The 18,761-nt window shown below is 62.2% G+C and carries 14 protein-coding genes; 6 read left to right on the forward strand and 8 right to left on the reverse strand.

The features are described from left to right. Window positions 1-50: 50 nt before the first annotated feature. The 4 genes from ACRANW_RS05850 (at window position 51) to ACRANW_RS05865 (ending at window position 4,783) form a co-directional block, all read left to right on the forward strand. Window positions 51-725, forward strand: coding sequence for an ABC transporter ATP-binding protein (locus ACRANW_RS05850; protein ID WP_479433591.1), 675 nt, complete (start codon window positions 51-53; stop codon window positions 723-725). Next, on the forward strand, window positions 718-3,255 hold the full coding sequence (locus ACRANW_RS05855; RefSeq protein WP_479433592.1) for an FtsX-like permease family protein: 2,538 nt from the start codon (window positions 718-720) through the stop codon (window positions 3,253-3,255). Before ACRANW_RS05850 ends, ACRANW_RS05855 begins: the two co-directional genes overlap by 8 nt. Next, window positions 3,252-4,328, forward strand: a complete 1,077-nt coding sequence (locus ACRANW_RS05860) for a lipocalin-like domain-containing protein (protein WP_479433593.1) — start codon at window positions 3,252-3,254, stop codon at window positions 4,326-4,328. Before ACRANW_RS05855 ends, ACRANW_RS05860 begins: the two co-directional genes overlap by 4 nt. 134 nt (window positions 4,329-4,462) lie before the next feature. Then, window positions 4,463-4,783, forward strand: a complete 321-nt coding sequence (locus ACRANW_RS05865; RefSeq protein ID WP_479433594.1) for a hypothetical protein — start codon at window positions 4,463-4,465, stop codon at window positions 4,781-4,783. A 26-nt stretch (window positions 4,784-4,809) separates the two neighbouring features. On the opposite strand, the gene ACRANW_RS05870 is transcribed toward ACRANW_RS05865, so the two are convergent. The 7 genes from ACRANW_RS05870 to ACRANW_RS05900 form a co-directional block, all read right to left on the reverse strand. Further along, window positions 4,810-5,652, reverse strand: coding sequence for a 23S rRNA (adenine(2030)-N(6))-methyltransferase RlmJ (locus ACRANW_RS05870; protein WP_479433595.1), 843 nt, complete (start codon window positions 5,650-5,652; stop codon window positions 4,810-4,812). 184 nt (window positions 5,653-5,836) lie between these two features. Then, on the reverse strand, window positions 5,837-6,049 hold the full coding sequence (locus ACRANW_RS05875) for a DUF2805 domain-containing protein (protein WP_479433596.1): 213 nt from the start codon (window positions 6,047-6,049) through the stop codon (window positions 5,837-5,839). Between the two features lie 34 nt (window positions 6,050-6,083). Continuing rightward, a complete protein-coding gene (locus ACRANW_RS05880) occupies window positions 6,084-6,719 on the reverse strand; it encodes a methyltransferase domain-containing protein (RefSeq protein ID WP_479433597.1) in 636 nt (211 codons plus the stop codon). Next, window positions 6,716-7,588 (reverse strand): ABC transporter substrate-binding protein, encoded by an 873-nt coding sequence (locus ACRANW_RS05885; RefSeq protein WP_479433598.1) that lies wholly within the window; start codon window positions 7,586-7,588, stop codon window positions 6,716-6,718. The genes ACRANW_RS05880 and ACRANW_RS05885 overlap by 4 nt, the downstream gene beginning before the upstream one ends. 100 nt (window positions 7,589-7,688) lie before the next feature. After that, entirely contained in the window at window positions 7,689-9,080 is a 1,392-nt protein-coding gene (locus ACRANW_RS05890) for a TolC family protein (protein ID WP_479433599.1), read from the reverse strand. Then, window positions 9,077-12,220 (reverse strand): efflux RND transporter permease subunit, encoded by a 3,144-nt coding sequence (locus tag ACRANW_RS05895; protein ID WP_479433600.1) that lies wholly within the window; start codon window positions 12,218-12,220, stop codon window positions 9,077-9,079. Before ACRANW_RS05895 ends, ACRANW_RS05890 begins: the two co-directional genes overlap by 4 nt. Continuing rightward, on the reverse strand, window positions 12,220-13,269 hold the full coding sequence (locus ACRANW_RS05900; RefSeq protein WP_479433601.1) for an efflux RND transporter periplasmic adaptor subunit: 1,050 nt from the start codon (window positions 13,267-13,269) through the stop codon (window positions 12,220-12,222). The genes ACRANW_RS05895 and ACRANW_RS05900 overlap by 1 nt, the downstream gene beginning before the upstream one ends. A 200-nt stretch (window positions 13,270-13,469) precedes the next feature. On the opposite strand from ACRANW_RS05900, the gene ACRANW_RS05905 reads away from it, so the two are divergent. Continuing rightward, window positions 13,470-16,805 (forward strand): amidohydrolase family protein, encoded by a 3,336-nt coding sequence (locus ACRANW_RS05905; RefSeq protein ID WP_479433602.1) that lies wholly within the window; start codon window positions 13,470-13,472, stop codon window positions 16,803-16,805. Between the two features lie 2 nt (window positions 16,806-16,807). Here ACRANW_RS05905 and ACRANW_RS05910 read toward each other — a convergent pair whose 3' ends face one another. Then, window positions 16,808-17,530 (reverse strand): TetR/AcrR family transcriptional regulator, encoded by a 723-nt coding sequence (locus tag ACRANW_RS05910; RefSeq protein ID WP_479433603.1) that lies wholly within the window; start codon window positions 17,528-17,530, stop codon window positions 16,808-16,810. 62 nt (window positions 17,531-17,592) lie between these two features. Between ACRANW_RS05910 and ACRANW_RS05915 the strand changes: the two genes are divergently transcribed. After that, the gene (locus tag ACRANW_RS05915; protein WP_479433604.1) at window positions 17,593-18,759 is read left to right on the forward strand and encodes an efflux RND transporter periplasmic adaptor subunit; all 1,167 of its coding nucleotides are present in this window, start codon (window positions 17,593-17,595) and stop codon (window positions 18,757-18,759) included. The last annotated feature ends 2 nt before the right edge of the window (window positions 18,760-18,761 follow it).

Consider the following 18,761-nt stretch of genomic DNA (forward strand, 5'->3'; position numbering starts at 1 on the left):
CACAGGTGCGCTATATTGCGCTATTGCCTGATAAAGCAGGAAACAACGCGTTGACCGCACAGCTCGAATTGCGCTCGCTCACCAAAAGCGTTCCCGGTGGGCGTGTCTTGTTTCATAATCTTTCTTTGAGCATCGCTGCGGGCGAGCTTGTGGCGATTGTGGGCGAATCCGGGTCGGGCAAGTCGACATTGCTCAACATCGCGGCTGGGCTTGATGGGTTTGACGAAGGTCAGGTGCTCATCGGCGGAGAAGATCTGGCCTCCATGAACGAACGCGCGCTCACCGATCTGCGTCGCCGCCGGATCGGCTTTGTCTTTCAGGCTTTTCACATTCTTCCCTACCTGACGTTACGCAAAAACGTGGCGTTGCCGCTGGCGCTGGCTGGTTGTGAAAGCCGCGAGATTGCAGAGCGCACGAATGCAATTCTGGAAAGCGTCGGTTTGGCTGGCCGGGGCGATGATTATGCACGCGATCTTTCTGGCGGCGAATTGCAACGCGTTGCGATTGCGCGCGCGTTGATTCACCGGCCGGCACTGATCCTCGCCGATGAGCCAACGGGCAATCTCGATTCCGAAACCGCCACGCGGATCTTGCAACTCTTTGCTGACTCAACGCGAAAGTCGGGATCGGCTGGATTGTTGGTTACGCATTCCGCAACGGCGGCTGCGATTGCGGACCGGACAGTGGTCATGACAACAAATGGGCTGGCTCCGGCCCATGGCTAGGAACGCGGTAAGGGCACTCGCGTGGCTCATCGCAGGCGAAGCACGCCAACATCCTGGACGGATCGCTCTGGCTGTGATGGCCATTGCCATCGGCGTAGCGCTGGGGTTTGCGGTGCATCTGATCAACGGATCGGCACTCACGGCGTTCGGCCAAGCGGTGAACACCGTCAACGGTGCGGCTGACCTGCGGATCGAGGCCGCCAGCCGTCTCGGCTTTGACGAGTCGCTTTACGCAAAAGTTGTCGCGGTCGAAGGGGTTTCCGATGCAAGCCCGGTTGTGGCGCTCAGAGCGGTAGCCGAGCGCGGTGAGACTTTCACGTTGCTTGGGCTGGATATCATCCGCGCGGCAGAAGTAACGCCCAGCCTGATCGGTGCGCCTGCCACTGGACCGGGCGATGGCGGCGCGCAGGGCGGCGGTAGCCTTTTTGTAAGCGACGCACTGTTCCTCTCGCGTGCCGCGCTCGCCGCCGCACAGTTGCGCGTCGGTGATCGTGTGACGATAAACGCCAACGGACGGGCACGGCCGATGCGCGTTCGCGGACTGCTGCCCGGAATCGCCGATGGTCGCCGCGTTGGCATGATGGACATCGCCGCTGCCCAATGGCTGTTCGGGCGCCTTGGCACGATTGACCGGATCGATCTGAAACTGACCGCTGATACGCAAGTCGGCGCTGTCCGTTCGCGCCTGACGCCATTGATCCCGGCCGATGCGGTGATCAGTGACGAGAAGGACGATGCCCAACAAGGCGATGGGCTTTCACGCGCCTACCGTGTCAACCTGACGATGCTGGCGCTGGTGGCACTGTTTACAGGCATGTTCCTTGTCTACTCCACGCAATCGCTGTCAGTGACGCGACGTCTGCAGAGCTTTGCCTTGCTGCGGACTATCGGTCTGCAACGCAGCGGGATAATTGCTCTGGTAACGATCGAGGGTGCGCTTTTCGGGCTGATTGGGGCCAGTATTGGCCTGCTTTTGGGTTTTGGCCTTGCTGCCGGCGCGCTCAATCTGATTTCCGGCAGCTTGGGCAACGGCGTTTTTGATGGTGCGCCGCCAGAACTCATCTTTGCGCCGCTGGCAGGCGCCGGTTTCTTTGCTCTAGGCGTTGCCACGGCCATTGGGGGCAGTCTGGTTCCCGCCTTCCAGGGGGCACGCGCTGCGCCTGCGGTCGCGTTGAAAAACGCAGGAGACAGCGTCGATCCGCGTGATCGCATCGCGGGCTGGTTGCCGCTCACGTTGCTGGCTGCTGGCGTGCTGGCCGTATTTCTGCCCGCCGTCGGAGGCCTGCCGCTGTTCGGGTATCTCTCTGTCGCACTTTTGCTTGCCGCGGGCATAACAGCCATGCCTTGGCTTGCGCGCTCGCTGCTTGCGCCCTTGGCACGTGCATCGCGGCGCACCGTGCCATTTGATCTTGCTATCCAGCATTTGCATGGCGCTCCGAATGCTGCCGCAACCGCGCTTTGCGGTATCGTGGCGAGCACAGCTTTGATGATCGCGATGGCGGTGATGGTGACCAGTTTTCGCGGCGCGGTGGATGAATGGCTGGGCGACATCTTGTCGGGCGATCTTTATGTCCGGTCGGAACCGGGCTGGGGCGGTTTCGATCCGGCAGCCCAGGCCCGGATGACGGGTATTTCTGGCATAAAGTCGATCCAGTTCACACGGCAATTGCCCATCGTGCTTGATCCTGCTCAGCCCCCCATGAGCCTGATTGCCCGTCCTGTTGGATCGGGCGATGCAACGCTCAAACTGCTCGGCAAATCGGCTACACCGGCGCCCGGCGTAACGGCCGTCTGGCTCTCCGAGCCGGCAGCGCGCATTCTGGGGAGCAAGCCCGGCGATACCATCCGGCTTCCCATTGGACGAAACGCGCGCTTTGCTGTTGCGGGCATCTGGCGCGATTACGCTCGGCAGCAAGGCGCGATCATTATCGATGCGAAAGATTATCTGCGGCTGACAGGCGATGCAGTGCGCGATGATGCGTCTGTGTGGCTAGAACCCGGTGCCGATGTGGCGCGTGTCAAACAGCAGATAAGAGCCGCAGCGCCCGAAGTGCTGAAATCACGCCTTACGATGGCTGAGCCGGCCAGCCTGCGCACCATGGCGCTTGCGGTTTTTGATCGCAGCTTTTCGATTACCTATGTGCTTGAGGCGATTGCGATCATCGTCGGACTTGCCGGCGTTGCGACCACAGCTTCAGCGCAGGCCCGCGCACGCACGCGCGAGTTCGGTATGCTGCGCCATATCGGCGTGGGGCGCGATCAGATTGTCGCGATGCTCGGGTGGGAAGGCGCCTTGCTGGGCGCGGTCGGCGGACTGGTCGGCGTGACGTTGGGCGGGGCGATCAGCCAGGTGTTGATCCATGTGATCAATCCACAGTCGTTCAACTGGACGATGACAACGCGGTTGCCCGTTACGTTGATGCTGTCGGTTATCGCCGCATTGGTCATCGCCTCGGCAATCACGGCCATGCTGGCCGGACGACGGGCGGTGTCGATAGATGCGGTGCGGGCGGTGAGGGCCGATTGGTGATCCGCACGCTTTCAATCGCCTTGGCCGCATTTGCGCTGACAACGTCCAGTGTCGCGCAGACGCCCGCTATCGCTTATCCTGACGTCAAACCCGGCCGCGTGTTTTCGTTTCCTGCCGATCACGGTGCCCACCCCGATTTTCGAACCGAGTGGTGGTATGTGACGGGAACGGTCAAGACGGCGAAGGGCGAGGAACTGGGGTTCCAGATCACGTTTTTTCGGAACCGGCCGGATGTTGATCCGCGCAACCCCAGCAAGTTTGCGCCGCGACAGATCCTGTTCGCGCACGCCGCTGTTTCAGATCCTTCCGTCGGCAAGCTGCTGCACGACCAGCGCGCAGCGCGGAGCGGCTTTGGTATTGCCGGGGCCAAAATCGGTGATGCCGATGTGCGCATCAAAGATTGGCGATTGGTAAGGCTGGCAGACGGTCGCTTTTCTGCGCAGATCGCCGCGCGCGGGTTTGCCCTCAAGCTGGTCCTGACGCCCACGCAGCGACCGCTTTTGCAAGGCGAAGGCGGCTATAGCCGCAAAGGTCCGCAACCTGAATCCGCAAGCTATTACTATTCATTGCCGCAACTGGTTACGGCAGGAACGATCACGCGCGGCACCAAAACCGGGAGCGTTACGGGGCGCAGCTGGCTCGACCGGGAATGGTCATCGCGCTTCCTCGGGGCAACGGCTGTCGGTTGGGACTGGACCGGGCTGAACTTTGACAATGGGGATGCGCTGATGGCGTTTCGGGTTCGGGGCAGAAAGGGCAGCAGCGTTTGGGCAGGCGGCACATATCGCCGCGCAAATGGTTCCATCGTTACGCTGAAACCGGGTGATGTGAACTTCACGCCAACGCGCACGTGGCTATCGAAGCGCACGGGAGCGACCTATCCGGTGACGCAAGTCCTGACCGTAAGGCTACCTGACGGTGAGAAGCGTCTGACGCTGACACCGATTTTTGCCGACCAGGAGCTTGATGCGCGATCCAGTGGTCTCCCCGTGTATTGGGAGGGGTTCGTTCGCACCGAAGGTGGCCGGGGTTATCTCGAATTGACAGGATATGCCGCGCCGCTTGTCATGTGATGGCTTAATGGAGGGCTTCATCCGTCCGAACCTGGCGCCTTTGTCGTCCGGAGGTCTATACAGACCGTGACTGATAGCGACCGCTGTCTGCATGGCTGATGTTTTGTGGTCGTTATCCTGTTAGTCTTGGCCGCATGACCCACACCCACAGGCTTTCTGGTACCGTCACAGTTGGCGGATTTCACTATGAGTGGGAGCTGCGCAGCGAGCCACAATGGAGCGAGTCTGAAGGCTGGAAAGGCACGACCGTGGCTTTGTTGCGCAAAGATACCCAGCGCGGCGCTTTGCTGGAATTTCCGCCGCCGATGCGCTTGCTCAAAGGGATGCAACGCGGTCGGCTTCAGGTCAGCGATGCGATTGTGATGAGGGGGGTTCAGTCAGCCTTGGACGCCGGGTGGGAGCCTGAGTCCCGAGGGAAACCGATGGTCTTCATGGTCGATGCTGATGGCAATTAGCCATAGGGCGCTGCACGCTCGGTAGGTCAACAGCCCAACCATTCGGTTGTGACCGCGCCCCGATGCCCCTCGGGCGCCAACGCAGCACGCAGCGCTTCCAGCAGAGGAGGCAGGCCTTGCGTAAAGGCGTAGGGCGGGTTGACGATGAAAAGCCCCGCGCCGTTATAAAGGCCAGCCTGATCACAATCATACAACCAATGCTCCACGCACAGGAGTTTCGGGATGCCGAGCCTGCCTAACTGCTCGGTCCAGCGCCTGTGCGCAGCACGGTCTTTTAGCGGATACCAAATCACCGTCACGCCATGTGACCATTTGCGGTGAGCGGCGGCAAGGGTAGACGTGATACGGGCGCGTTCGTCCGTCTGCTCGTAGGGCGGATCGACCACCACCACGCCGCGCGGCGTTTTGGGCGGAAGCATCGCCAGCCAAAGCTCGTAAGCATCGCGCTCATGCACAGCAACGGTTTCACCCCGCATCGCGCTGCGCAGTGTAACGACGTCTTCGGGATGCTTTTCATTGAGGATCAGAACATCCTGCGAGCGCAGAAGCTGCGCCAGGATCTTCGGCGATCCAGGGTAGAGTCGCCACTCGGCCCCGGTATTCACTGCCTGTACGGCGGCACGGTAACTGCCGAGCAAAGGGTCCAGGTTGGCATCAGGGTCGGCAACGGCCCGTAACACGCCTTGAGCCGCCTCGCCGGTTCGTTCAGCCTCTTCGCCCTCGATATCGTACAGCCCGCAGCCAGCATGGGTGTCGATCAGCGTCAGTGCGCTGGGTTTGAGCTGCAAGGCCTGCACGAGAGCGATTAGCAGCGTATGCTTCAGGACATCGGCGCTATTTCCAGCATGGTAGGAATGACGATAATTCATTGCGTTCCAGTATTCTGACGTTCGACTTTCTGGGGTGACTGCAAAGTGCAAATGCCAGGCGTGGTTGCGTTGCAGTGCACAGTTTTAGGATGGACGTGGCCTGTAATGCGTTGGGCGGAAACCTCCACAACCACTTTAATCGCGATCGCCATCTCCATGACCGCCAGTCTTCACGGCTGCGTTTCTATTTGTAGGTTTCGCGGCGCTCCGAGAACGTGCGAACGCGCTTGCGCCACGCCCGGTAACTGCCCGGCTTCAATGTTTGCCGCATCACGGCGCGTACGTCGTCCGCGGTCAGGCCATGCAAGGCTTCGATGTTGGCGAAGCTGACGGAATCGCTCAGCGCCATTTCCACCACTTCGCTGAGGGCCGCTTGGTCCAGATTGTGCTTTGCCATTGGCTGATTTTCCAAAAGGTTAATTCGTGGCGCGTCAGCTCAGCGGTGCGCGGCCGATGATAGCTACCAGGGGATCGCCTTCGGTTCCGTCGGTCAGCAATTGGGCGCTGATGCTCGTGAACCCGGCGCGTTCCAGATAAAGCCTGACCAACGCCGCATGGCCGCGCAGATCCAGCGACTGCCAAATCGCCACAGCCTTGGTGGGAAAGCAACGATTGGAAAAGCTGACGATGAACGGCGCGCGGGGTTTCAGCGCGCGCCGAACATCGGCAAACACCACCAGCGGTTGCTGAAGATATTGCACGCCCACGCAGCACACTGCCGCGTCAAAGGTACGATCGCCGACCGGCAACAGCGGATCCTGATTGAGGTTCTGGACGAACCATCGCGTCAAGCGGGGATTGGCTTCCAGTTCAACCGCGTTCATCCCGTGGCCCACTACGTCGGCGTAATTGTGATCGGCGGGCAGATGGCTGACCCAGCTTGACATCAGATCAAGCAGGCGCCCGCCTTCGGGCAGCAATTCGCGATAAAGCCGGGTCAGCGCGGCGGTCGCACCCTCGTCGATATGGGTGACCAGACGGGGCGGCGCATAGAAATCCAGATCATCGCCGGCATCCTGCTTGGCAAAGGCCTCAGGCGGGAAATCGGAAGAAGGCGGGATGTTCATGCGAACATCGCTTCGAATGTCGCCTCGTCCACCACATCCCCGCCGCGATCATGCAGGTAGCGCCACATGGGCCGCCACATGTCGGCGCTCCGCTGGACCGGCGCGAGAAAGCGGGCGAGCGAGGCATCGACAATCGCATCGGATTCCGCTTCCGGCGCCGCGCCGCTTGCCCGGTACCACAGCGCCCGCGCCGCAGCCGGATCGGCGCACAGACCGGGCGTCACCCGGTCCAGCGTTGCCACCAGGTCCGCGATGGCTTGGCGCACATCCGCCGTCGCATCCGCTGCGCCAATCAACTCCAGCGCCGAGAAGTTCGGAATCCCCGCCTTGGCGGTGGTGATCATCTGGGTGTCCAGCCCGCGCACCTGCGCCGAAACACCTTCGACATTGGCAAAGGCCAACCATGCCCCGTCAAAGCCATCGGCGAGATTATCGACATGACTGAAGCCGGCGGCCTCGATCTTTACCTGATCGTCGTTCAGCACGGCGCCTTGACCGGTCATCCAGCCGCGCAGAATGTCGAGACACAGGCCGTCGGTTGTCGGGTTGGAAACGGGCGAGGCAATCCGCACGGGAGCCCCCGTTGTGAGACGCAGCAACGCCTCACGGTGCATCAACACGCCGCCATCGGTCGCAAAAAAGCAGCCATGCGATATGAGCTGCAATTCTCGCTGTTCGACAAGGTGCAATGGCTCGTTGACCACCAGATCAACGGCGGCATCTGCCAAAGCGGCAAAGCCATCATAATGGTCATCGGGAACCACCAATTCGATCTCCCGGCCATCGCCGCGCCACTGTTCGCGTGCGGCGAGCAACGGCAGGTGATCGGGGTTCAGAAACCATTCGAGAGCAATGCGCAATATCGTCATGTCCAAATGCGTCGCAGTCATGCCCGCGATAGTCAATTTCGTTTCCGCGTCCGCCCGTTGAAACGACAGGGGATGAGCCGTCAACATACCTTCGTTACAGTCAGGGTGCAGCGAAGGGCCTGTCGCTGCTGCGATCATCGCCCACCGCTGTGAATAGCGTGATGTAGGCCTGGGCAAGGTCTGCATCGCCATCGATCAGCGCCTCACGCCCGGAAATGAGCTGGCGCTGCACATCAAGCACGTCGAACAATGAGGCGAGGCCTTCGCGGTAAAGCGCATTGGACTGATCGAAGGCAGCTTCACTTTCGGTGACGGCATTCTGGAATTCTGTCGTGCGATCCTCAGCCGCGCTGATACCGGTAAGCGCGGTTTCGACTTCGGCCAGAATCTCCAGCAGTGACTGACGGTATTGGGCCAGTTGCGCCTCCAGCTGGCTTTGCGCCGCGCTGATTTCAGCGCGGCGGCGACCACCGTCGAAGATCGGCACGCCAAGCACAGCCGAAAGACCGCCCACCACAGACGAGAACAGCCCGTCCACGCTCCCATTGCCCAGCGTCAGAAGACCGGGCAACGCCAAGGCGGGCAGCAGGTCAGCACGCTCGATCCCCACCACGGCTGCCGCTTCAGCCACTTGGGCTTCGGCCAGCAGCAGATCGGGCCGCCTGCGCAGCAGATCGGCAGGGATACCGACGGCAGGGCCGCGGGCATAGTTTGGCACCTGGGCGTTCTCCTCGACCGCCGGTATCGGAGAGGGGGACTCTCCTGTCAGCACTGCGAGCGCATTGGCGGCGCGGGCGCGGGCCAGCACCAGCAGGCCACGCTGGGCCTCGGTTCGCGCCAGATCGGCGCGCGCCCGCCGCACATCGAGATTGGACGACAGCCCCGCTTCAAACCGAAGGGTGACGATCCGCAAAGTCTGGCGCTGCAAGTCGGTCGACTCTTCCAGCAAGCGCAGGCGTGCGGCCGTGCGCTTGCGTTCGATATATTGGCTGGCAACGGCAGCGGCGAGCAAGCGGCGCTGATCGGCAAGCAAATGGGCAGCGCCATCGGCTGCGGCGATCGCTGCGGCCCGTTCTGCCGCCAGGCGCCCGTTGATGTCGATGGTCCAAACCCCGCCGATCGATCCGCCGGCGCCGTCGGTGGTGCGACCCGCATTATCGAGGAAAATGTCACCCGACGCCTCGGCATCGATGGTCGGCAGGAAATCCGAATTTTCCGCGACCACGATGGCCCGCGCTGCCGCCAACCGATGGCGCGCGGCTTCAAGCGACTGGTTGCGCGCGAGGGCCTGTTCCACCAGATCATCCAGCGCCGGGTCTTCAAACCCGCGCCACCACACGTCATCGAGGCCGGGTTCGGGCCGGCCACCGGAGAAGTAATCGGGCGCAAGCGCTACGCCCGAGGCGGGCTCCACTTCGGGTATGCGCGGCGAGGCGCAGGCGGCGAGCAGCGCAAGCAATGATGCGGCAAGGACAGGTTTGCGCAAGGTCATTCGGCCGGTCCGCCTACGACAGCGCCAGGTCCGACAACCGCGGGAGCTGGCCCGTCTTCGTCCTCGCGCAATTCGCGCTCCAGCCGCGCCAGATCAACATGGCGCGGTTTGGAAAGCGGCGCGATCAGCACATACAGCGCCGGGACCAGAAACAACGTGAAGATGGCAGCAATGCCCAGTCCGCCGAAGATGACCCAGCCGATCGCCTGGCGCGCTTCGGCCCCGGCTCCGCTCGCCACGACCAGCGGCACCGCGCCCAGCACTGTGGAAATCAGCGTCATCGCAATCGGACGCAACCGGATCGTCGCGGCATCGCGGACCGCCGCAGCAACGTCTGCGCCTTCGCCGCGCCGCTGATCAGCAAATTCGACCATGAGGATGCCGTTCTTGGCCATCAGTCCGATCAGCATGACCAGCCCGATCTGCGAATAAATGTTCAGGGACGTGCCGGACAAGAATAGCGCAAACAGCGCCGCAGCCAGCGCGAAGGGGATCGAGGCGAGAATGACCAGTGGACTGGCAAGGCTTTCAAACTGCGCCACCAGCACCAGGAACACGATCAGCAGTGCAAAACCATAAGTCAAAAGCAGTTCCTGCGAGCTTTCTTCCAATTGCTCCGCTTCGCCGCGCAAGATCAAATCGATATCGTCCGCAAGGGTAGTCTGGGCCAGTCGTTCGATTTCAGCCACGGCATCGGCCAGCGCAACGCCGGGAGCGATGGCCGCTTCCACTTCGATGGCGCGGCGTTGTTCGGCGCGGTCGAGTTCAGCGGCAACGCCGACTTCGGTAAATTGCGTGAGCGAGGAAATGGGCACCAGCCCGCCCGTGCTGCTGCGCACATAAAGATTGCCAAGATCATCGGGCCGGGTGATCGCAACGGTCTTGGCCGTCAGGAAAATCGGGATGGCCTGATCGTCGACATTCAGATCGACGATTTCGGTCCCGTTCACCATCGTCTGTAAAGTCACCGCAATCTCGTCGAGGTTAACACCCAGTTCGGCCACACGCGCGCGGTCGATTGCAATCGAGATCTGCGGCTGGGTGGGTTGATAGGAAATCTCGGGGTCGGACAGAATGGTGGATTCCGCGCTGATGGCATCTGCCAGCGCTCGCGCAGAACGGTAAATGCCGTCGTAATTGTTGCCCGTCAGCGCCACCTGAAGGCCGCCGCTTCCGCCACCACCGCCGCCGCCCAAGGTGGAGCGGCCGCGCGCAGACGCGCGCGAACCTGGCAGCGCGTCGAGCGGTTTTTCCAGCTGCGCAACAATGTCCGCTTGGCTGCGGCTGCGATTGTCCCAGTCTGCAAGGTTGGCCGTGACCTGAATACGGTTGGGATCATAACGGCCCACGATGGAAAGCGTGGACTGGATCTCTCCGCTTTCCTCAAGCGGGGCGAGCACGGCTTCGATTTCATCAAGCTCGCGGTCCATGAAGGCAAGGCCAACCCCGTCTGGCCCGCTGGCCCAGACATAGAAAGACGCCCGATCCTCGTCCGGTACCAGTTCTTCTTCGATCTGGGTGTAGGCAAGGCCTGCGCCCACCACGGCGAGAAGCGAGGCACCAACCACCAGCCACGGGCGGGCAATACACCGGCTGACCGCCCGTTCGTATCGGCCTGCCACGCGCGTGGCATAGGCTTGCAGGCGCGGATTGGGTTCAGCGCCGTCGCCAGCCAGATCAATCTTGGCGGCCAGCGCAGGCACCAACGACACCGCGACAAAGGTCGACAGGATCACCGCCATGGCCAGCACAAAGCCGAACTCGCGGAACAGCCGCCCGGTTTCGGATGGAAGAAAGCTGATCGGAACGAACACGGACACCAGCACCGCGGTGGTGGCGATGACAGCGAAATACACCTGCCGGGTGCCCAGCACGGCCGCTGCCTTGCGGCCCAGTTTCTTTTCTTTCTGCAACCGCTGCGCGTTTTCCAGCACCACGATTGCGTCATCGACCACCAGCCCGGTCGCCAGCACCAGCGCCAGCAAGGTGAGCAGATTGATCGAAAACCCAAACGCCCAGATTCCGGCGATCACCCCTACCAGCGCCACGGGGATGGCGGCACTCGGGATCAGGGTCGGTTTTAGATGGCCGAAGAAGAGGAAGATCACGCCCATAACCAGCAGCACCGTGATAACCAGTGTCACCAAAACTTCTTGCACCGACACGCTGATGAAAGTCGCATCGTCGGATATGATCTGCACGCTGATATCATCGAACCGGTCGCTTATCCGGGCCACGGCTTCGCGCGTTGCACCGGAAATGGCGATGGTGTTGGAATTGGCCTGCCGGACCACGCCCAGCCCGATCACCGGTTCGCCGTTGAGCCGAACGTAACTGGTCGCATCAGCAGGCGCGAAATAGGTTTCGGCGACATCGCCGATGGTCACTTCGCCTTGTACCACCACGGCGGCGATGCGTTTCGGATTGTCCGCAGTGGCCTCTGCCCGGACGATCAGTTCCTGCGCGTCTGAACGGAACGAGCCCACCGGCGTATCGAAGGGCGCTTGTTGCAAGGCGGCGGCAACATCGCTCATCGTCAGGCGATAACGGGCAAGACGCGCCGGATCGACTGCCACCCGCAATTGCGTCTCACGCGTGCCGAAGGTTTCGATACTGGCAACCCCTTCTGCGGCCAGCAATTCAGGAATGATGTCGTTTTCGACAATGCGGGTCAGCTCCGACACATCATAGGCGTCGCTTGCCACCGCCAGCGTCATGATGGCTTGCGCGTCCTGATCCGCCTTGACGACCTGCACTTGTTCGGTGCGTTCGGGAAGATCGCGGGTCACCCGGCTCACCGCCTCGCGCAAGTCCGACGCTGCGGTATCGAGGTCGGTGCCGGGGTTGAATTCAACCCGGATGCGGCTGTTGTTTTCTTCGCTCGATGACCGGATCTGGCGCACACCGTTGACGCGCGCAGCGGCATTTTCTAGCAAGGACGTAACTTCGGAGTCCATCGTTTCCGGCGCGCCGCCGGGCAAGGTTGCGCTGACGGTGACAATCGGGCGATCGACATTCGGCAACTCGCGCACTTCGCTTCCCAGCAGCGCCGCTGCGCCCGCGATCACGATCAGCAGGTTGAGAACAAAGATCAGCAGCGGCCGCTTGACCGCAAGCAGCGGAAGATCGGTGCGTGCCATCAGTTCTTGACCCTGACATCGGCAGGCGCACGTTGCACTTGTTTCACAAGCCGCACAGATTGACCCGGGCGAACCTTCTGAACGCCTGCGATGATGATCGGCGTGTTGGCAGCGATGGCCCCATCAAGCAGGACCGTGCCGTCGCGGCGGGATGTAATGGTCACCGGCACGCGCACGGCCTTGCCATCGCGCACGGCGTAGACCGATGCCCCTTCGCCAGTCCACATGACGGCGGCCTCCGGCACAGCCGGACGCACTTGCCCGCTATCGGTAAATCGCACGCTGAAGCTCATGCCCGGACGAAAGCGGTCCGCGCCATTGGCGATGGCCACGCGTGCGATATAACTGCGCTGGTCCTGCTCGATCGTGGTGTTCACCGCCTCGATGCGGCTGCTGATCGTTGTGTCAGGGTCAGAAGCTGGCACCAGTTCAACGCTTTGGCCCGGAGTCAGGCGGCGAAACACCGCTTCGGGCGCATTGAAATCCACCAGCAGGCTGCTGCGCTGGTCGATCTGCGCAATCAGCGTATCGGGCGTCACGCGGTCGCCAGGGTCGATCTCCGAAAAGCTGACATGGCCGGCAAAGGGCGCCTTGATCGTGCGTTCGGCCAGAGCAACAGCGGCCTGATCGCGCTCGATCTGCGCCGCAGCCAACGCGGTTTCGCCCGATTCAATCTGGCTGTCGGACAGCGCGCCGGTATCTTCAATCCGGCGATAGCGGTCGAGCAATTGACGCGCTTCTTCAACCCGAACCTGTGCCAATTTAAGCGCCAGTTGTTCGCGGCGGGCGTCCAGTTCCACCAGAACCTGACCAGCGCGGGCAAATCCGCCCGATGCAAAGCGCACGGCTGAAACGCGGCCCGAAACTTCCGAGAAGATTGCGGCCGATCGTAGCGCCCGTGCGGTGCCTACAGCTTCAAGAATATTCTCGTCCGGAAGAAACTGGGCTGATTCCGCTACAACAGCCACTTCGCGGCTCGGAGCCGGATCATCCGCAGATGAACAGCCAGCCACCGATACCGCAAACGCAAAAAGAAGATAAAGGCGCATTGTAGGGAGGGAACTCATGCCGGGGTTGTAGCGAAAGAATACTCGCAGGCTAGCTTTTGCCTTTCGCGAATCATCCAGGATGCGGCCCCCTAGCGGTCAGCGGCCCGAAGTGGCCGGTCCAAATCGACCAACGACGTGTCGCCCTCTAGCAATATGGTGTCGCGCCGCTACTCTCCTATGCCAATAGAGGGAGACACTTCATGCGCACCATCACCGCCGCCCTGCTCGCCGGGGCCGCCTGCTTTGCCCTAACCATTTCAGCGCCGCTTGCAGCGCAGTCCAAGGGCAAGGACGCCAAAACCGATGCGGCCGCATGGAGCGTCGAAGCGCCCAAGGGCGCGACGATCAAGCAAGTGCCGATCCGCACCGACGAAGGCACATGGATGGATGTTGATGTGTCGCCAGACGGGGGCACGCTCGCCTTCACGCTGCTGGGCGACATCTACACCATGCCGATTGCCGGCGGCACGCCCAAGCGGATCACCGATGGCCTCCCCTGGGACGTGCACCCGCGCTTTTCCCCCGATGGCACGCGCATTGCGTTCACATCGGATCGCGCGGGCGGCGACAACATCTGGGTGATGAACGCCGACGGCAGCGTCAAACGGCAACTGACCAAGGAAGATTTCCGCCTGTTGAACCAGCCGAGCTGGTCGCCTGACGGGCGCTTCATTGCGGCCAAGAAGCACTTTACCACCGGGCGCTCGCTCGGCACGGGCGAGATCTGGCTCTACCATGTATCAGGGGGCGGGGGCGTACAGGTGGTCGAGCGTGCCAATGAATCCTTGCAAAAGGAACTGGGCGAGCCGGTGTTCGCGCCCGATGGTTCGGCAGTTTACTACACCCGCAACACCACGCCCGGAAACATCTTCGAATATGCGCAGGATTCCAACGCAGGGATATTTGCGATCGAGCGCCACGATCTTGCCACCGGCGAGGTCAGCACGGCGGTCAGCGGTTATGGCGGCGCGGTTCGTCCTGCGCCTTCGCCCGACGGCCAGGAACTCGCTTTCGTGCGGCGCGACAAGGATCAGAGCCAGCTGTGGGTGAAGGATATTGCCACCGGGCGTGAACGCATGATCTACGGCAAGCTTGACCTGGACGTGCAGGAAACCTGGGCAGTCACGGGCGTCTATCCCAATATTGATTGGCTGCCTGACAGTGCGGGGATCGTGTTCTGGGCGGGCGGCAAGCTCAATCGCGTGAACCGCGATGGTTCGGGCCATGCGGTGATCCCCTTCAGCGTGAACGACACGCGCGGGATTGCCGATGCGCCGCATCCCACCATCGAGGTCGCGCCCGATACCTTCACCACCACTATGCCGCGCTTTGCCACGCTGTCGCCGGACGGAAGCCGGGTCGTGTTTGAAAGTCTTGGCCGCCTGCACACCAAATCCGCGCGCGGCAGGGATGCGCCTGCGCCTTTAACGGGTGACACGGCCGACGTAGTCGAAGCCTTCCCGGCCTTCAGCCGTGACGGCAGCCAACTGGCTTATGTCCGCTGGACCGATACGGCGCTGGGCGAAATTGTGATCGCCGACGCCAGCGGCCAAAACCGCCGTGTGCTGACCGGGCCGGGCCATTTCGGCAATCTTGCCTTCTCGCCCGATGGCAGCATGATCGCCTTCGAAAAGCGCGAAGGAGGTTATCTCACCTCTGGCGACTATTCCGGCAATGCCGGCATCTATGTGATGCCAGTGAATGGCGGCGCGCCGCGTCTTGTCAGCCGCGACGGGGCCGCTCCGCAATGGGGCGCAGGCACCGACCGCTTGTTCATGGCAGCGCGCGAAGGGGGCGGGCTGGCGCTGGTTTCGACCGACCTCAATGGCGAGGCCAAGCGGGTCCACGCCAAGGGCGATCTCGCCAATGATCTGCGGATTTCACCCGACGGGTGCACTATCGCCTTCCGTCAGAATTACGAAGTGTTTGCCATGCCGCTGATCCCCGGTGGCAAGCCGGTGGATGTGAGCGAGAAGGGCGGAGCGCTACCCGTCACCAAAGTCAGTGCCGGGGGCGCGGATTACATCGGCTGGGCCAATGGCGGTGAGACGCTGTTCTGGTCGATCGGTCCGAGCCTGCAAAGTGCGCAGGTGGCTGAATTCTTCGCCGCCGCGCCCAAAGGCGATGATAGCAAGGCGAGCGACTATGCCCCGCCGACAACGGGCATTGCGCTGGGCGTGACCGTGCAAGCGGCCAAGCCCACCGGCACCACGGTCATTACGGGCGCGCGCGTGCTGACGATGAAGGCGGGGCTTGATGCCGATGATGCAGGCGTGATCGAAAACGGCCTGATCGTGATAAATGGGGACCGGATAATCGGTGTGCATGATGCGACCGTTGTGAAAATGGCTTTCCCCGAAGGCACGCGCTTTATCGACGCCAGCGGCAAGACCATCATGCCCGGTCTGGTCGATGCCCACGCCCATGGGCCCTACGGTGTCGGCGATCTGATCCCGCAGCAGAACTGGGCACTGCTTCAGGATCTCGCGCTGGGCGTGACCACGGTTCACAATCCGTCAAGCCAGGCGAGCACGGTGTTCGCCACCGCTGAACGTCAGCGCGCCGGGCTGACGCTGGGACCGCGGATCTTCTCAACCGGTGAAATCATCTACGGAGCCAAGGCGCCGGGCGTGTATGCGCGGATCGATACCTACGATGATGCGCTAGCGCATGTGCGGCGGATCAAGGCGCAGGGCGGCATTTCGGTCAAGAACTACAACCAGCCGCGCCGCGAACAGCGCCAGATGGTCGCCCGCGCTGCGGCGGCCGAGAACATGCTGGTCGTGGCCGAAGGCGGATCGCTGTTCGGGATGGACATGAACCTGGTGGCCGATGGCAATTCGACCATCGAGCATAACGTGCCGGTCGGTGTGTTCTACGAGGACGTGCTGCAGTTCTTCGGCCAGTCAAACAGCAATTACACGCCGACGTTGGTGGTCACCTATGGCGGTTTGGCGGGTGATCCCTACTGGCGGCAGGCGACCAATGTGTGGGAAAACCCCTTGATGGTTCACACCCCGCCCAAACAGCTTCTGGCGGACACGGGCCGACGCACGACAGCGCCCGAATGGGCCTTTGTCGATGATGACAATGCGCGGGAAGCCAGAAAGCTGGCTCAGCGTGGCGTTAAGGTCAGCATTGGCGCACACGGCCAGCAAGCCGGCATCGGTGCCCATTGGGAGTTGGGGAGCTTTGTGCGCGGCGGGATGACCCCGGTCGAGGCATTGAAGGCCGGCACGATCACCTCGGCCCAATCGCTCGGCATGGGCAAGGATATCGGCAGCATCGAAGTCGGCAAGCTTGCCGATCTCGTGATCCTGTCAGCCGACCCCAGCGCCGACATCGCCAATTCGGATAATATCGAGCAGGTGATGCTTGGCGGGCGGCTGTATGACGCCAAAACCCTGAACGAGGTCGGCACTGGCACGGCCACGCGTCTGCCCTATTGGTGGGAAGCCAACGGCGGCAATAGTGCGGGTGGTTCAGCAGAAGCGACAGCAGAAGGCCGCGGCCACGCCGACGGCGACGCGGGGTAAGCCTACAGGCCCGCGGCGCTGATGGCGGGCCTGCCCTTGCGAGAGTCGCAAAGGGGGCAGGACGCGGGCTGAGGCTCGTCCATTCTGGCCGCCACAAGGAAGAAATCCGTGCGGTCATGCAGGCGCTCTGACTGAACGCTGATGGCCGCACCGTGGCTGATCGCCTGCGTTTGCAGGTCGCTGACGAACAGCCCCATGAACATTTCGGCCAGAAATTGCGGCGTCCCGTTCATGGCCACGCCGTCTGACTGCCACTGGGTAAACAGCGCCGCAATCGCATCGCGTGTCTGGTTGGCGGTCCGTTCAAAAAACTGGCGGGCGAATTGCGGCTCGCTTATGCTGCGCGCGATCACGATGCGGACCAATGCGATCACTTCCGGCTCCAGAAAGCGTTCGTGCAACCCTTCCGCGATCCGGCGCAAGGTTGCTTCCGGAGTGAGGCGCGCCGCCGCAGCGTCGCGGACAAGCGTTTCGCCCGATGCCACGTTCTCGCGAATCACCGCTTCAAGCAGTCCGTCCTTGTTGCCGAACAGTTTATAGACCGTCGCCAGCGATCCCCCGGCGCGGGCGACGATTTCCGCCAGAGTCGTGCGTTCGTAGCCTTGTTCGACAAAAAGATGCCGCGCCGCAGCAATGATGGCTGCTCTGCGCTGGTCGAGTCGGCACGTGTCAGCCGATGAATCCATAATGAAATGCGTCTCCCCGAGCGCAGGAATGATTGACATTGGTGTAATCGTTATTACACCTTCGCACCTGCAATAAAATACCAAATGAAAGACCTCTCCCCATGAATCGCATTTGCACCGGCCTTGCCGCCTGCTTCCTGATGGTTGCGTGTTCAGGCGAGCAGGCTCCGCCTGAGCCGCAGCCGATCCCGGTGCAGACTGTCACCATTGCCAGCCAGGCAATCCCCAATGTGATCGAACTGCCGGGGCGGGTGGAGCCGGTGCGTCAGGCCGAAGTGCGCGCGCGGGTGACCGGGATCGTGGTGAAACGGCTTTATACCGAAGGCACGAATGTCGCCGAAGGCCAGCCGCTGTTCCGGATTGATCCGCGCGAGTTGCGCGCCAGCTATGCCCAGACGCAGGCCGCGCTTGACCGTGCGCGTGCGACGCAAAGCAACGCGCGCGCCGTGGTGGAACGCTACAAGCCGCTGGTCGCCGAAAACGCCATCAGCGGTCAGGAATATGATGCAGCCCTGGCAACCGCGCGCGAGGCCGAAGCCAATGTCGCGCAAATCCGGGCCCAGCTGGAAGCCGCATCGCTACAGCTCAATTACACCACGGTGCGTGCGCCGATTGCCGGCAGGGCCGGGCGCGCCGAGATTACCGAAGGTGCGCTGGTCAGCCAGACCGAAGGCACGCTGATGACGCGGATCGAACAGACCGCGCCCGTCTATGTCAACTTCGCCCAGGCCGCGAGCCAGGTTCTGGCGATCCGCCGAGACATCACCGAAGGCAAGATCGCGCTCGATGCGGATGACCGGGTCGAGGTGCGCCTGACCTTCACCGATGGCAGCGAATATCCCATTCCCGGTTATATCAACTTCCTCGCCTTCTCGGTCGATGAGGAAACCGGGACCGTCGGCCTGCGCGCCGAGTTTCCCAACCCCACCGGGGTGCTGCTTCCCGGCGAATTCGTGCGGGCCAAGCTGTTCGTGGGCGAAGTGAAGCAGGGCATTGTGGTTCCGCAACGCGCGGTAACGCTGTCCGAACAGGGCGGTTCGGTGTTCGTGATCGACGCCAAGGGGCTGGTCGCGCCGCGCGCCGTGAAGCTGGGCGCGCTGGTTGGTAGCAACTGGATCGTCGAAAGCGGGTTAAAGGCAGGCGACGTGGTGATCGTCAGCAATCTCCAGAAACTGCGACCCGGCGTGCCAGTGAAGGCAGCCAACCGTGCTGCTGCGGCGCGCCAGCCTGAAGCGACCCGGCCCGCTCAAGCCAACGGGGCACGCTGATT

Source organism: Erythrobacter sp. 'gip.4 top 5' (assembly GCF_056495765.1).

Coding starts and splice junctions, on each gene's coding strand:
- ACRANW_RS05855 (WP_479433592.1), top strand. CDS start 718: ATGGCTAGGAACGCGGTAAGGGCACTCGCGTGGCTCATCGCAGGCGAA.
- ACRANW_RS05865 (WP_479433594.1), top strand. CDS start 4,463: ATGACCCACACCCACAGGCTTTCTGGTACCGTCACAGTTGGCGGATTT.
- ACRANW_RS05870 (WP_479433595.1), bottom strand. CDS start 5,652: ATGAATTATCGTCATTCCTACCATGCTGGAAATAGCGCCGATGTCCTG.
- ACRANW_RS05875 (WP_479433596.1), bottom strand. CDS start 6,049: ATGGCAAAGCACAATCTGGACCAAGCGGCCCTCAGCGAAGTGGTGGAA.
- ACRANW_RS05880 (WP_479433597.1), bottom strand. CDS start 6,719: ATGAACATCCCGCCTTCTTCCGATTTCCCGCCTGAGGCCTTTGCCAAG.
- ACRANW_RS05885 (WP_479433598.1), bottom strand. CDS start 7,588: ATGACGATATTGCGCATTGCTCTCGAATGGTTTCTGAACCCCGATCAC.
- ACRANW_RS05890 (WP_479433599.1), bottom strand. CDS start 9,080: ATGACCTTGCGCAAACCTGTCCTTGCCGCATCATTGCTTGCGCTGCTC.
- ACRANW_RS05895 (WP_479433600.1), bottom strand. CDS start 12,220: ATGGCACGCACCGATCTTCCGCTGCTTGCGGTCAAGCGGCCGCTGCTG.
- ACRANW_RS05900 (WP_479433601.1), bottom strand. CDS start 13,269: ATGCGCCTTTATCTTCTTTTTGCGTTTGCGGTATCGGTGGCTGGCTGT.
- ACRANW_RS05905 (WP_479433602.1), top strand. CDS start 13,470: ATGCGCACCATCACCGCCGCCCTGCTCGCCGGGGCCGCCTGCTTTGCC.
- ACRANW_RS05910 (WP_479433603.1), bottom strand. CDS start 17,530: ATGTCAATCATTCCTGCGCTCGGGGAGACGCATTTCATTATGGATTCA.
- ACRANW_RS05915 (WP_479433604.1), top strand. CDS start 17,593: ATGAATCGCATTTGCACCGGCCTTGCCGCCTGCTTCCTGATGGTTGCG.